General features: G+C 55.9%; 12 protein-coding genes and 1 pseudogene. 6 read left to right on the plus strand and 7 right to left on the minus strand.

The features are described from left to right. Positions 1-65 precede the first annotated feature (65 nt). On the minus strand, positions 66-1,403 hold the full coding sequence (locus PMA3_RS29320) for an ammonium transporter (protein WP_064680407.1): 1,338 nt from the start codon (positions 1,401-1,403) through the stop codon (positions 66-68). Positions 1,404-1,438: 35 nt separating this feature from the next. Then, positions 1,439-1,777, minus strand: a complete 339-nt coding sequence (glnK, locus tag PMA3_RS29325; protein ID WP_002555808.1) for a P-II family nitrogen regulator — start codon at positions 1,775-1,777, stop codon at positions 1,439-1,441. 414 nt (positions 1,778-2,191) lie between these two features. Here glnK and PMA3_RS29330 point away from each other — a divergent pair, with 414 nt between their 5' ends. Beyond that, on the plus strand, positions 2,192-2,446 hold the full coding sequence (locus PMA3_RS29330) for an accessory factor UbiK family protein (RefSeq protein WP_064680408.1): 255 nt from the start codon (positions 2,192-2,194) through the stop codon (positions 2,444-2,446). Positions 2,447-2,912: 466 nt separating this feature from the next. After that, a complete protein-coding gene (locus tag PMA3_RS29335) occupies positions 2,913-3,440 on the plus strand; it encodes a BRO-N domain-containing protein (protein ID WP_064680409.1) in 528 nt (175 codons plus the stop codon). Positions 3,441-3,445: 5 nt separating this feature from the next. Here the strand turns inward: PMA3_RS29335 and PMA3_RS29340 are convergent, their stop codons facing one another. Next, positions 3,446-3,709, minus strand: coding sequence for a HigA family addiction module antitoxin (locus tag PMA3_RS29340; RefSeq protein WP_064680410.1), 264 nt, complete (start codon positions 3,707-3,709; stop codon positions 3,446-3,448). 192 nt (positions 3,710-3,901) lie between these two features. Here PMA3_RS29340 and PMA3_RS32885 point away from each other — a divergent pair, with 192 nt between their 5' ends. Beyond that, a complete protein-coding gene (locus tag PMA3_RS32885) occupies positions 3,902-4,072 on the plus strand; it encodes a hypothetical protein (RefSeq protein ID WP_167355125.1) in 171 nt (56 codons plus the stop codon). 407 nt (positions 4,073-4,479) lie between these two features. Continuing rightward, the gene (locus tag PMA3_RS29345) at positions 4,480-5,973 is read left to right on the plus strand and encodes a YifB family Mg chelatase-like AAA ATPase (RefSeq protein ID WP_064680411.1); all 1,494 of its coding nucleotides are present in this window, start codon (positions 4,480-4,482) and stop codon (positions 5,971-5,973) included. A gap of 306 nt (positions 5,974-6,279) precedes the next feature. On the opposite strand, the gene PMA3_RS29350 is transcribed toward PMA3_RS29345, so the two are convergent. Further along, on the minus strand, positions 6,280-8,703 hold the full coding sequence (locus PMA3_RS29350; protein ID WP_064680412.1) for a S8 family peptidase: 2,424 nt from the start codon (positions 8,701-8,703) through the stop codon (positions 6,280-6,282). 22 nt (positions 8,704-8,725) lie between these two features. Beyond that, positions 8,726-9,703 (minus strand): AAA family ATPase, encoded by a 978-nt coding sequence (locus PMA3_RS29355; protein ID WP_064680413.1) that lies wholly within the window; start codon positions 9,701-9,703, stop codon positions 8,726-8,728. A 236-nt stretch (positions 9,704-9,939) separates the two neighbouring features. Here PMA3_RS29355 and PMA3_RS29360 point away from each other — a divergent pair. Next, positions 9,940-10,803 (plus strand): annotated as a pseudogene (locus PMA3_RS29360) (YifB family Mg chelatase-like AAA ATPase); the annotation flags it as partial. A gap of 49 nt (positions 10,804-10,852) precedes the next feature. Here the strand turns inward: PMA3_RS29360 and PMA3_RS29365 are convergent. Together PMA3_RS29365 and PMA3_RS29370 are read right to left on the minus strand one after the other, a co-directional pair. Further along, entirely contained in the window at positions 10,853-12,067 is a 1,215-nt protein-coding gene (locus PMA3_RS29365) for an aldose 1-epimerase family protein (protein ID WP_064680414.1), read from the minus strand. Between the two features lie 206 nt (positions 12,068-12,273). Next, a complete protein-coding gene (locus PMA3_RS29370) occupies positions 12,274-13,194 on the minus strand; it encodes a LysR substrate-binding domain-containing protein (RefSeq protein ID WP_064680415.1) in 921 nt (306 codons plus the stop codon). Positions 13,195-13,352: 158 nt separating this feature from the next. Between PMA3_RS29370 and PMA3_RS29375 the strand changes: the two genes are divergently transcribed. After that, the gene (locus tag PMA3_RS29375) at positions 13,353-14,747 is read left to right on the plus strand and encodes a NorM family multidrug efflux MATE transporter (protein WP_064680825.1); all 1,395 of its coding nucleotides are present in this window, start codon (positions 13,353-13,355) and stop codon (positions 14,745-14,747) included. The last annotated feature ends 106 nt before the right edge of the window (positions 14,748-14,853 follow it).

The raw sequence follows: 14,853 nt of genomic DNA on the forward strand, positions 1-14,853 counted from the left end.
TCCTTCACTGACAAACTCCAGACAAAAAAATGCCCGGCAAGCCGGGCAAATTTTTATGCGCGTTCTTACAAGTTGTAGCCGCGCTCGTTGTGAAGTGCCAGGTCGATGCCGACAGCCTCTTCTTCTTCGGTAACGCGCAGCCCCATGACAGCGTCCAGCACCTTGAGAATGATGTAGGTAACGATCGCGGTGTAGATCACGGTGAAACCCACCCCCTTGAGCTGGATCCAGACCTGTGCACCAATATCGGTCACGGTACCGAAACCACCCAGGGCCGGAGCGGCGAATACACCGGTCAGGATCGCGCCGAGGATACCGCCGATACCGTGCACGCCGAACGCGTCCAGGGAATCGTCATAACCGAGTTTGCGTTTCAGGGTGGTGGCGCAGAAGAAGCACACCACGCCCGCTGCCAGACCGATCACCAGCGCGCCCATCGGGCCCACGGTACCTGCGGCCGGCGTGATGGCAACGAGACCCGCTACCACGCCCGAGGCGATACCCAGTGCGCTTGGTTTACCGTGGGTGACCCACTCGGCGAACATCCAGCCCAGTGCGGCAGCCGCGGTGGCGATCTGAGTGACCAGCATCGCCATACCGGCAGTGCCATTGGCCGCTGCAGCGGAACCGGCGTTGAAACCGAACCAGCCGACCCACAGCATGGCAGCGCCCATCAGCGTGTAGCCGAGGTTATGCGGCGCCATCGGGGTGGTCGGGAAGCCTTTGCGCTTGCCCAGTACCAGGCAGCAGACCAGACCCGCAATACCGGCGTTGATATGCACCACGGTGCCGCCAGCGAAGTCGAGCACGCCCCAGTCCCACATCAGGCCGCCGTTGCCGGACCAGACCATGTGCGCGATCGGTGCATACACCAGGGTGAACCAGATACCCATGAAGATCAGCATGGCGGAGAACTTCATCCGCTCGGCGAAAGCACCGACGATCAACGCTGGGGTGATGATGGCGAACGTCATCTGGAAGGTAATGAAGACCGCCTCGGGGAACAGCGCCGCGGGGCCGGTCAGGCTCGAAGGCGTGACACCGGCGAGAAACGCCTTGCCCATGCCGCCGAAGAACGAGTTGAAGTTGACGACGCCCTGCTCCATGCCGGTGGTGTCGAACGCGATGCTGTAGCCATAAATGACCCACAGAATGCTGATCAGACCGGTAATGGCGAAGCACTGCATCATCACGGAAAGAATGTTTTTCGACCGAACCATGCCGCCGTAGAACAGCGCGAGGCCGGGAATAGTCATGAACAGCACGAGGGCTGTCGAGGTCAGCATCCAGGCAGTGTCACCCGAATTGAGGACTGGGGCCGCCACTTCGTCTGCCGCCATGACCAGGCTGGGCATTACGAGGGACAACAGGGCTCCTAGCCCTGCGAATTTACGCAGAGTCATATTGTTTTCTCCTGGGGCGTTGGGTTTGTGGCGGCTTAGATTGCGTCGGTATCGGTTTCGCCGGTACGGATGCGAATCGCCTGTTCCAGATTGACCACGAAGATCTTGCCGTCACCGATCTTGCCGGTGTTGGCCGCCTTGGTTATCGCCTCGATAACCCGATCCAGATCCTTGTCGTCAATGGCGACATCGATTTTCACCTTAGGCAAAAAATCGACCACGTATTCCGCGCCGCGATACAGCTCGGTGTGACCCTTCTGCCGACCGAAGCCTTTGACTTCAGTAACGGTAATGCCCTGCACGCCGATCTCGGACAGCGACTCGCGTACGTCGTCCAGCTTGAACGGCTTGATGATGGCAGTGACTAGCTTCATGAAAACTCTCTCCCGAATTGGTGGACTTGCCCCAGGAAAACAAACCCGACTCAAGTCTAAGCGCAGTGCCTGGCTTTGTAACGCATCGTCGGCCTTACCTGCCCGTCCGACGCCAGCTAACCGCTCCTCACGAAACTCCCCGTTTCGCTCGGCGCACTGCATTCGTCACAGCGACTGCATCAGTGCATGGGTCACTACCGCCTAAGCAGAAAGCTTGCCATCTCCACAAAAACCCATGAATTCAATGGCTTGATCGCAACCACCCGACCCTGCGCCAGAAGGGTCCGCCGAATACGCACAACAACAGTGCGATACCGTCCGTCCCCATGCGCGAAAAGCGTGCATCCTTGCAGTCGGGATTGACTATAGACACTGCGTGATACACTGCTCGCCATTGTTTCCAGGACATTTCCCATGCTCGCGCCCAAAGACTTCCTCGATGCCCTGAGCGGCACCGCCTCCCGCCTCTTCAGCGGCGACAACCCACTGCCGAAAAGCGAAATCGAAAGCCAGTTCAAGGCTTTGTTGCAGAGCGGCTTCAGCAAACTGGATCTGGTGAGCCGGGAAGAGTTCGATAGCCAGATGGTCGTGCTGGCACGGACCCGGGCACGGCTGGAGAGCCTTGAAGAGAAAGTGGCCGAGCTGGAAGCCAAGCTCAACCCGCCATGAAGAGAAAGTGGCCGAGCTGGAAGCCAAGCTCAACCCGCCAACCGAATAACCCCTGATTTGAAATGCAGCCCCCCTGTAGGAGCTGGCTTGCCAGCGAAGGCGGCCTATCTGCCAACAGAGATGTAGAAGCAGTCGAACGCTCAGGCCGCGTCCTCGGACGATCTCTTGATCCTACGCCCCGCAACCATCTCAGCAACGTCCTACAAACATCACCACCGCCGTCCGATTGCGCCGCAAAGCCCCGGTTCCTAAGCTCACCCAATGCTGAATGTTCAGCACTGGGTTTGGCGACCTGGAAAGCTTAAGGCGCACGAAGACCATCGACTCGAGTCATGGCGGTTGTGCGTGGGAGGCCTTCGGGTCTGCCGGGTTCCTTTTGCTCCGGTTCGCCAACCCGCGTACAGCTGCCACCCAATTGTTTGGCGACGATTGCTGGCAGCCCTTTCAAGCAAAAGGAGCTGTATCAATGAATAGCGATGACACTTATCTAACCCCCCACATCTTCACCCGCCACAACCTCCACCTCCACGCCCTCCTCCTGCAAAACCAACCCTGGTTCAGCGCCCGCGACCTCGGCCGACTGCTACGCCTCTTCCTCGACGAACGCACCCTCCGAAAACTCGACCCCGACCAACGCCAAACCGCAAAAACACTCACCCACGGCCGCGTCGAAAACACGCTGCTGATCAGCGAATCAGGTGTCTACGCGCTACTGGTCTATCACTACTGCCCCGAATACCGAGCCCTGCGCGAGTGGCTGACTCACGAAGTAGTCCCGGCCCTCAGAGACGCCCAGCAACCCGCCTCAACCGAACGCCCGACTCTGAGCCGGCTGAATTGGCCAGAGATGTCGCTGAGCCTGCTGCACTGGAACAACCACCCGTGGATTCGGCTGCAGGATGTGCCGCACCTGCTGCAGAATGAAGAATCGGCACAACATGCGGTCAATGTGCCGTGGTGGAAAAAAGCGTCGCGAGTACTCCAGTCGTTATAGACAACCTAACCACGCTCGATATCGTCACTGCGCACTTCGTAGGTCGATTGCAGATTCAGCCAAAAATCGGGCGTGGTATTGAAGAGAGTGGCCAGCTTCCTGGCAAGGTCCGGACTGACACCCGTGCTCTGCGCTACAAGTTTTGTCAGTTCAATCTCGAAATCAGGAAACTGGCTAGAAAGATCAGCCACCGTGGCGCCCAATGGCTCAAGAAACTCCTGCTCAAGGATTTCTCCGGGATGAATCGAGCGCATTCCATTAGTGTTCATGTTCCCTTCTCCGGGTGGCTTGATCTGCTGTGATCATAAGCAGCACCCTCGAGCACACAAGAGCGCCCCCGCCATTCAGGCATTGGCCTTCATACATTTCGGAACAGTCCTACAAAAACTGCCTCTCACACCTGATTTTGTAATCCCGTCTCCCCCGTTACCTTCTGTGGTCAGATCTAGCAGGAGGTGTGTATGAGCAAAAAAAAGCGAAAGGCAAAACTGCTACAAATTGCAGCGTTTCACGCCGAAGCGCTTCGACTGGCCGGAAATATATCGGCCAATCAACGCCGCTTTTTTGAAGTCGCCGCCGCGCACGGCAAAGAACTTGAGCCAATTGGTTTACTGGCCGGCAAAAGAAGGTAGTCGGACAGGTGCCACGCGCAATACCGAATCAGAAAAAAAAGGCGTCCAACGGACGCCTTTTAGGTAATTTTGAGGAGTAGTCGCAGCAATTCTTTAGCTCCCAGCCTTGCGACCTTGGGTTCAGAATCCGATAGGCGAAGCCATCGTCACTACTTCAGAGAAACCAGCTTTCTCTGCTGCCAAAAATGCGGGGGGGCCTTAGCTGGTGCCCAGTTCCGACGAATGCGCAGTTGCAGTCCTCAAAAACGATGATTCGTTAATGCCAGCCTATAGTCAAGTCGCCATTTTGGGCGTCATAGACGGGTCATTGATACTTCTTGTAAACGTCTACTTCAGCGCCTTCTTCCAGCTCGACTACCCTTAAAAAACCGCAGGAAGCGGTCCTCGTGTCAGCTCAAGGAACGACCATGTCCCTCTCCATCGTCCACAGCCGCGCCCAGATTGGCGTGGATGCCCCCGCCGTCACCGTGGAAGTCCATCTGGCCAACGGTTTGCCATCCCTGACGATGGTCGGTTTACCCGAAACAGCCGTAAGGGAAAGCAAGGACCGCGTGCGCAGCGCGATCATTAATTCGGGTCTGCAATTTCCGGCGCGGCGCATCACGTTGAATCTCGCTCCCGCCGATTTGCCAAAGGACGGCGGGCGGTTCGATCTGGCGATTGCCTTGGGGATCCTGTCGGCCAGTGTCCAGGTGCCGACCTTGACGCTGGACGATGTGGAATGCCTTGGGGAATTGGCGCTGTCCGGTGCAGTGCGGGCCGTGCGTGGTGTGTTGCCGGCGGCACTGGCTGCGCGCAAGGCGGGACGGACATTATTGGTGCCGCGGGCCAATGCCGAAGAGGCATGCCTGGCGTCGGGGTTGAAGGTGATTGCGGTGGATCATCTGCTGGAAGCCGTTGCGCATTTCAATGGTCATACGCCCATCGAGCCTTACGTTTCGGATGGCTTGATGCATGCCAGCAAACCCTATCCCGACTTGAACGAAGTGCAGGGCCAGCTCGCGGCCAAGCGTGCGTTGCTGATTGCGGCGGCGGGCGCGCATAACCTGCTGTTCAGCGGGCCACCGGGAACGGGGAAGACCCTGCTGGCGAGTCGTCTGCCGGGCCTGTTGCCGCCATTGGCAGAAAGCGAGGCGCTGGAAGTCGCGGCGATTCAATCAGTCGCCAGTTGCGTGCCGTTGAGCCATTGGCCGCAGCGACCGTTTCGCCAACCCCATCACTCCGCCTCTGGCCCGGCATTGGTGGGCGGTGGCTCGAAACCTCAACCCGGTGAAATCACCCTCGCCCATCATGGTGTTTTGTTTCTAGATGAGCTTCCAGAGTTCGACCGCAAGGTGCTGGAGGTCTTAAGGGAGCCATTGGAGTCGGGCCATATCGTGATTTCCCGAGCGAAGGACCGCGTGCGGTTTCCGGCACGCTTTCAACTGGTGGCGGCGATGAATCCGTGCCCTTGTGGATATCTTGGTGAACCCACTGGTCGGTGCTCTTGCACGCCTGATATGGTTCAGCGCTACCGTAACAAACTCTCAGGGCCGTTGCTGGATCGAATCGATTTGCACCTGACGGTTGCCCGGGAGCCCACTACTCTGAATCCAACGGTGACACCCGGAGAGGACAGCGCCAGCGCGGCGGTGCTGGTCGCGCAGGCGCGTGAACGACAGCAAAAGCGTCAGGGCTGCGCCAATGCCTTTCTCGACTTGTCGGGACTGCGTCGGCACTGCAAATTATCCACAGCCGACGCAAACTGGCTGGAGTCTGCTTGCGAACGTCTAGCCCTGTCGTTGCGCTCGGCACACCGGTTGCTCAAGGTGGCGCGGACGTTGGCCGATCTTGAACAAGTTGATGACATCACCCGAGAGCAGCTGGCCGAGGCGTTGCAGTATAGGCCCGCGACTCAATAATCACCGAAATCGAGTTGCTCCCATTCGCTCTGCTCACTGTTGGCCAAGGCACGCTTTGCAGATTGCTGAAGAGATTTGGACTCGAATTAGGGATGCTTGAAGCCAAAGTTCCTTGGGGTTTAAAACAAGAAAGATTTGTAATCTTTTAGGGTAAAAGCGGTGCATTCAGCGAAGCACCTTACCCCAATAATACTGCGTGGGTTATGCCACAATAAACTTTGGTCGAAATTTTGTTCTTTACTCAATACGCGGGAAAACCACGGAGGATCTGCGAGCAAACGCATCCTCCGTGTATACCGCGCGCTATCACAGCGATAAGCGGGTACGTTCACGCTCCTGTTCGCGTGCGCGTGCCATTTCTTGTAGGCGTAACTGGATGTCCGCATACAATGTTGCTTCAATATTTTCATGATCAGTAACAGTGACTACAAGCGAGTATTTTTCTTTCTGCTCGCAAAGAGCGTTACCCCAGTCACGGTCATTTCGTGTCACGACGACAAACCACTTGGTATTTGGTTGAAGTAATTTAAACGTCCATGTGCTGGCTTGAACGGTGCCTTTGTCACGAATGGTGGTAGAAACCGATCGTCTGTCCCCATCAACTGAGTCATTCACCGGCTCATGATCGTCTTGCGTGTCGTGATTGAAATGCTTTTGAACTTCACTCAGCGAATTTCCGCGGACGAGCCTGAAAAACATGCGAGTTCCCAAATATTCGATACGCGTTGTTCTAACCGGTGGAGAATAAGCAAACGAAACTTTCAGCTCGCGCGTTGAACGCTTGCTCCTGAGAAAATCTTCAGGTAATGGTAATTCGAAAAATTGATGCGCATTATTTTCAATCGATTCCTCTGCCATTAGTACAACCGCAGCATCACTGGATCGGTACAGAACATCGTCATCAATTTTGCCGTATCCACAAACTTCTCTCGGAAGTTCGCGCCAGCCATTTTCTTTACGATACTGATTTCGCCATGCCTCATCAAAAGTCGATATACAGTTGACAGGCACAGTAGCATGGTTAACCAGCATTGCTCTGAGCATGTTTGCGCTAGCGTCGGGATATTCAGAAGATAATCTTGCAGCAAGATACGTTATATACGGTGCTGCAAAGCTAGTGCCTGACATCTCGGAAAGCAGTGTTTTCCCGATAAAGTTGTGGTTGAGCGTTAATACACCCAGCCCAGCCGGAACTGATTTCCACTGTTCATCCTTACGCCGCATCAAAGTTGCAATATTTCCGCCAGTAGCAACAACTTCAGGTTTAAGTGCTCCACGGACGGATGGTCCATGCCGAGTGAACGGGGATGGCTGATCCTCTGACGCGGGACAGAGTTCGTTAATCTCGGGATAGCGCTGCGCAGTAGTTGTCGCTGTATGCTTCGCCAAACTTCCTACAGTTAGCACATTCATAGCCGGAGCAGGATCAATAATCACCGATTGACTATTCATCAAGTAATCGGGATACTCTTCCCGCCAACTATTCACTGGAACTGGTGGAGAGGTACTCCCCGTAAAATTACCAGTCGAAACAATGAAAAGTATACCATGCTTTCGTGAGAGCTGATCGAGGATGTAGGCCATCCCTCGGACATGGCGATTATTGTACGGCGCATTCAAGTTACCGATAGATAAATTGAATATTTTGCATCCGTACGTTTGCAAAAAATACTGAATCGCACTATCTAATGTTTGCTCGATAGTTTTTACATCAAATACTGGTTCGCCAGTTTGCGCGTCATGCTTTAGTATCTTTCCGCTGAATATCCAGGCCGAGGGTTGCCAGTAGCCACTCGCCGTGCATGCTTCTAAGTCACCATAAGCGGCTATTCCCGCAACAGCTGTTCCATGGCCAGATATGTCTTCTGGCGATTCTCCATCAATAAAGCTAACAGCTTCCCCGATACACGACTTTAAAAGTGGATGATTCGTGTTGATGCCACTATCCAGTATGCAGATCTTAGGGCTTGTATCAAGCGGCGATGGTATTGTCAGCGGGACATCATTGATATCCAAGTCAAGTGACTTGAAATCAACACCAGTTCTCGGTGGCAAATCTACAAGTCGAACATCTTGATGCGAAAGTAGGAAGTTAGCTTGCGCCTCATTGACTTCAACTCTGTACATCAACAGGCTATCCAGATTTACTTTGTCTGTATAACTAATTCCCGCCTCTTTCAACCACGCATCAAACAGCCCTATCAAACGTGCTCGCTCGGGATGCTGGGAGTACTGAATTGGCCATAACTCAATATCCAGTTTAAACGTATTGGTTTGCGGCAATCCGAACGTGCTTATTGCCCAGCTTTGACGATCTTCTTTTGTCCAATTATCAATACCATCCAGCGCTTCTAGAATAGCCCTGTAGGTCATTTCATCATCGTTTATGCCGAGTCGCGCCAAGTGATCAGCAAATTCAGCCAGACCTTTCTCCGAAGCAAACACGATACAAATATTTTTGTCTTCTTGGCTTACAAACTCCACCCCATGTCGGATCATTTTGGTGAAGTCAAACATTCCAGAGTATCTAATCTTTAATACAAGCCGACTGTCATCAGACCTCTGTTGTAATCTCGCATTTGCAACAGCGTCGCGGAGGTTTCCGCCCAGTCTTTGACCGTGAGCCTGCATGTTTCCGCGCTCAGGCTTCGGTGGATTGAATTGTCGTGTTCGCCTGTCGTTGGTCAGGGTTTCTTTAACAATCGGCAAATGTTTGTAATCTTGAGGCATCCTTACCAACCCATAATTTTAATTATTGTCGAGACTCACGGTCTTTGGCGTGTTCGATATCAGTTAATGACAGGAATTCATGATTCCGCAATATCATTCGCTTGATGGCTCGCCGACATACTCTTTCGATATCTGCACCACTAAGATTTTTGAACAGCTCGATTACATCTGAATTATCAATTTCGAACTGCCTACGCACTCCCCGAAGTTTAAGCTTCAGGATTTTTGATATTGTTTCATTATTAGGCAAGCCAAATTCTATAGAATCATCAAATCTACGCCATATAGCGGAGTCAAGAATTTGCTCATGATTCGTTGCTGCAACGATGATACTTTTCCCGGTATATGAGTCAATCATCTGTAAAACAGCATTTACTACGCGGCGCAATTCTCCGTGATCAGAGTTATCACTTCGCTCTTTGCCTAACGCATCGAACTCATCAAATAGTGCTACCAAAGGTGTCGAGCTAATATAATCGAAAACTTTACGCAAATTTGCAGCAGTCTCGCCAAGATATGAAGACACCAGTGTATCTAAGCGTACTACCGCCAACGGCATATCAAGTTCGAAAGCGATCACTTCGGCTGTCAAAGTTTTACCGCATCCTGGAGGGCCAAAGAATATAATCTTATTCGAAGGCTTCATTCCGTAAGATTTCAGCACATCACTGCGACGATGCTCTTCCAAAAACTCCTCGATCATAATGATCTTGTTTTTTGACAAGACAAGTTCGTCCAATGATCGCTTGGGGGTGCTGACATCTAATAAGGGTAGTCCGCGTTCTTTATCTGTTGGGACCGGGCCCGCAAGACGCGACAACGCTGGCGCTGTCATGGGTAATGAGTCGGAATACAGAATCTTTTCCAAATCATTAGCGAGCAAGTGATGCTGTTTCTGCCTTTCTTCTTCAATAATAGCTTCAGAAGCGCGGCGGAATTCGTCCTTGTTACCAGCAGTGCCAGCTTTTAATAGCTGCCTGAGTATTTTTCCGCTTGCCATATCTACACCCAAGTATCGAATTGGCTGAACCGTCTAAATTCGACGGCATACGTTGCTCTCCAACCAATCTAGACGAATTGTGAGTCTCGTCTACTGACTAATTCTATTGCCTAGAGTCTGACACACGAACGCAGTTCTTGTCCCTACTGCCCGATCAGCCGTCGTATCGAGTAAACCTATTTTGCCCCAAAGGAACCAGGGAAAAGTGCTCAACGTCTAGGTTGGGTGTATTTGTGCACAACATGTTGTTCAGCGGGCCACCGGGAACGGGGAAGACCCTGCTGGCGAGTCGTCTGCCGGGGCTGTTACCGCCATTGGCAGAAAGCGAGGCGCTGGAAGTCGCGGCGATTCAATCGGTCGCCAGTTGTGTGCCGTTGAGCCATTGGCCGCAGCGACCGTTTCGCCAACCCCATCACTCCGCCTCCGGCCCGGCGCTGGTGGGTGGCGGCTCGAAACCTCAACCCGGCGAGATCACCCTTGCCCACCATGGGGTGCTGTTCCTCGATGAGCTCCCGGAATTTGACCGCAAGGTATTGGAGGTATTGAGGGAGCCATTGGAATCCGGTCACATCGTGATCTCCCGCGCCAGGGACCGCGTACGCTTTCCGGCGCGGTTTCAGCTGGTCGCCGCGATGAATCCTTGCCCCTGTGGATATCTTGGCGAGCCTAGCGGCCGCTGTTCCTGCACACCGGACATGGTCCAGCGTTATCGCAACAAGCTGTCGGGCCCGTTGCTGGATCGTATCGACCTGCACCTGACCGTCGCCCGCGAAGCCACGGCGTTGAATCCCGCATCCAAACCTGGTGACGACACGTCCACCGCTGCGGAGCTGGTTGCCCGCTCACGAGAGCGGCAACATAAACGCCAGGGCTGTGCGAACGCATTCCTTGATCTGCCAGGCCTGCGCAAACACTGCAAGTTATCCACAGCCGATGAAAATTGGCTGGAAACCGCCTGCGAGCGTTTGACCTTGTCCTTGCGAGCAGCCCACCGGCTGCTCAAGGTCGCGCGCACTTTGGCGGACCTTGAGCAAGTCGATGGCATTCGACGCGAACATTTGGCCGAGGCGCTTCAATACAGGCCGTCGAGCCCTGAATAGTTCAGTCGAGGAAGCCTTCAGCGAACCGAAATAAAGAATGGTCCAGGTGTCATCCCTTGGTGAGATCCACCAACGGCGTCTGCCGCACTTCGGTTTCCCGCCCGGCCTGAATCTCGTTCACCCGCTTCAATGCCTGATCCACGGCACCTTTATCCCCCAACAAGCTATAGCTGATCCGGAACTCCTTCTGCTCCTTCGGCCCAATCGTCGGCACCAGACCCAGTGGCCGTTGATACCGGCGGTTGTAGGAAAAGCTCGTTCCCGGCTCAAGACCCGTGACATAGCCCTGCCCTTGGGTATCGGTGTTTTTCCACAGGGAGAACACAGGCAGCGTTTGAGTGTTGAAGCCGACCGAGACACCCAGGCTGCCTGCCTTGTTATGCAGCACGGTCAGCGTATCGCCCTTGGCGTCGGCATAGGGCACGACGTTGTAAACCGTTTCGTCGTAGTCCTTGGTCGGTGCGCGGTAGGTTTGCCAGTCCGGCAGATCGCCTTTGGCCTTGTCGTTGAATGGTGATACTTGTTTCACCGGCGCGACGAAGCGGGCGCCCTGCTCGAGGAACGGGGTGCTGAAGTTGCTGTGGTACAGCGCCTGGTATTCCTTCGGATAGTCGCCGTTGTTGGTCAGGGTATCGTTGAGGCTGAAGCTCACACTGCCAGGTTCGGTAACCAATTCGGTCGCGACGGAGAAGTCGACTTTCTTGAACGCCTGCTCTTTCAGCTCGCCGCGCAGGCTGATGGCGTACGGCGGTTTTTCGTCGATGTGCAAGGTGACTTTATTGGCCGGGATGTTGGCGGCGCGGCCGTGCAGGGTCAGGAGTTCGCCATTGTCCATGCCGGGGTGGCCGACCCATTCGTAGCCGCAGCGGGTGACCAGTTCGTTGAAGCCTTCCAGCCAGCCCAGGCCGCCGCGACCGTTGAGTTCGATGAAGGATGGATTGACCACCTCCTTGACTGGCGAATCCCACCCCATGCGCACATCGCCTACCGAGGCCTGCAGGACGTTCATCCCTCGTGTCGGCACCACCGAGAGTTTCATGATGCCGTTATCGATGTCGACGATGCTGACGCCTTCCTGCCGACCGCCGTGCAAGGTGCGCAGGGTCACGGAGAAGGGTTTGTCGGTTTTCACGCCGAGTTGCTGGCTGGTGATCTGCCAGTTCTGGGCGGCCTTGTCGGTGTCGAGCAGGACGTAGTCCCAGGCCATGGCGTGGGAGGCGGCGGACAATGCGCCGAGGCTAATCAGGAGTTTGAGCGGGGTCATGGCAGGAGCCTTTCTTGGAGTTGTGCCATTTTTATAGCCTTGCTGAAACGATTCATCAAGCTCTATACACAAGACTAAAAAAAACGCCTGTCGATTCGAAGCTTTAAGTTAACCCTGAACGCTGAGGCGATACCATCGCGAGCAAGCTCGCTCCCACAGGGAATTGCGGCGAACTCAAGATGTGTGACCACCAAAACCGCATCGATTCAGCTCAGTCGCTCGACCTCCGGCAACTCCATCGCCCGCGCTTCGCCCTGCAGGAAATCGCTGAGCCGGCGCATACGCTCACCACCGGGTCGGGTTTTCGGCCAGACCAGGTAATATTTCTCACCGCTGGCGACGGCCGTCGGCCACGGCAGGCTCAGCCGTCCCTGGGCAACGTCCTCCGCCACCATCAACAGATCACCCATGGACACGCCATACCCTCGGGCGGCGGCGATCATGCCCAGCTCCAGCGTGTCGAACACCTGCCCGCCCTTGAGCGACACCTGATCGGCAAGGCCCATGCGCTCCAGCCAGTTGCGCCAGTCACGGCGATCCGGGGTCGGGTGCAGCAGTTCGGCATTGACCAGGCGCGCGAGGTCCCACGGTTGATCGTTCAGAAGATTCGGCGCGCCGACGGGAATCAGCTCTTCCGGGAACAGGAAACTGGCCTCCCAGTCCGGAGGAAAATTGCCGTTGCTGAGGATGACGGCGCAGTCGAAGGGTTCATGATTGAAGTCCACCGAGTCGACGTCCATCCAGGCGCTGGTCAGTTGCACCTCGTTGCCCGGTTGCAGGTGCCGGAAGCGGCTGAGCCGCGCCAGCAGCCAGCGCATGGTCAGGGTGGACGGGGCTTTCATCCGCAGGATGTCATCTTCGGCACGCAGTGTGTGGCAAGCGCGCTCCAGTGCCGCGAAACCTTCGCGGATGCCGGGCAGGATCAGCCGCGCGGACTCGGTCAATTGCAGATTGCGCCCACTGCGATGGAACAGCCGACAGGCGAAATGCTCTTCGAGCGTACGAATGTGCCGGCTGACCGCACTTTGAGTGATCGACAATTCTTCGGCGGCGCGGGTGAATGAACTATGCCGTGCCGCTGCTTCGAATGCGCGAAGGGCATATAACGGAGGAAGACGACGGGACATCAGGAAGACTCCTACAGCGTAATGAGACGAAGTTAACAGAAACTTCTTAGCATGAGTTTTAATCATGCCACCCATCCTTTTTATCCCTTTGTGAATTCCCCGCAAAGCGCCGAGAATCGACGCTTTCCTGCTTCCTTTATCGATCGAGCGTGATGACCATGCAGCATCCAGCGCGCATTGAACTCTGGGCCATCCTGCGGCTGGCGGGGCCGTTGATTGCCTCGCAGTTGGCGCACATGCTGATGGTCCTCACCGACACCTTGATGATGGCGCGCCTGAGTCCCGAGGCACTTGCTGGCGGTGGCCTTGGTGCCGCCAGTTATTCGTTCGTGTCGATCTTCTGCATCGGCGTCATTGCGGCGGTCGGCACCCTGGTAGCGATTCGTCAGGGCGCTGGCGATATCGTCGGCGCGGCCCGGCTGACCCAGGCTGGCTTGTGGCTGGCGTGGTTGATGGCATTGGTGGCGGGTGTGCTGCTGTGGAACCTCAAACCAGTGCTGCTGCTGTTCGGCCAGACCGAAACCAACGTCGAGGCGGCCGGGCAGTTCCTGTTGATCCTGCCGTTCGCCCTGCCCGGCTATCTGAGCTTCATGGCCCTGCGCGGTTTCACCAGCGCCATCGGCCGGGCGACGCCGGTGATGGTCATCAGCCTCGGCGGCACGGTGGCCAATTTCCTGCTCAACTATGCATTGATCACCGGCATGTTCGGCCTGCCGAAAATGGGTCTGGTGGGCATCGGCCTGGTGACGGCGATCGTTGCCAACCTCATGGCGCTGGCCCTCGCGCTGCACATCCGTCGGCATCCGGCCTACGACGCTTATCCACTGCGCCAGGGCCTGTCGCGGCCCAACCGTCAATACCTGAAGGAACTGTGGCGTCTGGGCCTGCCCATTGGCGGCACCTACGCGGTAGAAGTCGGGCTGTTTGCCTTCGCGGCGCTGTGCATGGGCACCATGGGCAGTACGCAACTGGCGGCGCATCAGATCGCCCTGCAGATCGTCTCGGTGGCGTTCATGATTCCGGCGGGGCTTTCCTATGCGATCACCATGCGCATCGGCCAGCACTATGGGGCGGGGCACCTGTTGGGCGCGCGGCTGGCCGGACGGGTCGGGATTGCTTTCGGGGCGGCGGCGATGCTGGGCTTTGCGATGGTTTTCTGGCTGCTGCCGAATCAATTGATCGGCCTGTTCCTGGACCACAGCGACCCTGCATTTCGCGAGGTCATCGACCTGGCGGTGAGTCTGTTGGCGGTGGCGGCCTGGTTCGAGCTGTTCGACGGCACGCAAACCATCGCCATGGGCTGCATTCGCGGGCTCAAGGATGCCAAGACCACCTTCCTGGTCGGGCTGGGCTGCTATTGGCTGATCGGTGCGCCAGCCGCCTGGTGGATGGCGTTCCATTTGGATGGGGGGCCGACGGGTGTCTGGTGGGGCCTGGCGCTGGGGCTGGCGTGTGCGGCGGTGAGTCTGACGCTGGCGTTTGAATGGAAGATGAAGCGGATGATTCGGCGGGAGCCGGCTTCGCAGAGTTTCGAGGCTGTTCAGGCCGAATGATATCCCTGTGGGAGCGAGATCGGCTTGCCGGCGAAGGCGCCATGTCAGTCAACATTGCTGTCGACGGATACACCGCTTTCGCAGGCAAGCCGGTCTCGCTCCCACA

Origin of the sequence: Pseudomonas silesiensis, from assembly GCF_001661075.1 — a bacterium.
GTDB classification, from domain to species: Bacteria; Pseudomonadota; Gammaproteobacteria; order Pseudomonadales; family Pseudomonadaceae; genus Aquipseudomonas; species Aquipseudomonas silesiensis.

What these genes read in the sequence shown, in the direction of transcription:
- PMA3_RS29335 (WP_064680409.1), top strand. Translation starts at nt 2,913, where the DNA reads ATGAATAGCGATGACACTTATCTAACCCCCCACATCTTCACCCGCCAC.
- PMA3_RS32885 (WP_167355125.1), top strand. Translation starts at nt 3,902, where the DNA reads ATGAGCAAAAAAAAGCGAAAGGCAAAACTGCTACAAATTGCAGCGTTT.
- PMA3_RS29365 (WP_064680414.1), bottom strand. Translation starts at nt 12,067, where the DNA reads ATGACCCCGCTCAAACTCCTGATTAGCCTCGGCGCATTGTCCGCCGCC.
- PMA3_RS29375 (WP_064680825.1), top strand. Translation starts at nt 13,353, where the DNA reads ATGCAGCATCCAGCGCGCATTGAACTCTGGGCCATCCTGCGGCTGGCG.
- PMA3_RS29330 (WP_064680408.1), top strand. Translation starts at nt 2,192, where the DNA reads ATGCTCGCGCCCAAAGACTTCCTCGATGCCCTGAGCGGCACCGCCTCC.
- PMA3_RS29355 (WP_064680413.1), bottom strand. Translation starts at nt 9,703, where the DNA reads ATGGCAAGCGGAAAAATACTCAGGCAGCTATTAAAAGCTGGCACTGCT.
- glnK (WP_002555808.1), bottom strand. Translation starts at nt 1,777, where the DNA reads ATGAAGCTAGTCACTGCCATCATCAAGCCGTTCAAGCTGGACGACGTA.
- PMA3_RS29340 (WP_064680410.1), bottom strand. Translation starts at nt 3,709, where the DNA reads ATGAACACTAATGGAATGCGCTCGATTCATCCCGGAGAAATCCTTGAG.
- PMA3_RS29345 (WP_064680411.1), top strand. Translation starts at nt 4,480, where the DNA reads ATGTCCCTCTCCATCGTCCACAGCCGCGCCCAGATTGGCGTGGATGCC.
- PMA3_RS29370 (WP_064680415.1), bottom strand. Translation starts at nt 13,194, where the DNA reads ATGTCCCGTCGTCTTCCTCCGTTATATGCCCTTCGCGCATTCGAAGCA.
- PMA3_RS29320 (WP_064680407.1), bottom strand. Translation starts at nt 1,403, where the DNA reads ATGACTCTGCGTAAATTCGCAGGGCTAGGAGCCCTGTTGTCCCTCGTA.
- PMA3_RS29350 (WP_064680412.1), bottom strand. Translation starts at nt 8,703, where the DNA reads ATGCCTCAAGATTACAAACATTTGCCGATTGTTAAAGAAACCCTGACC.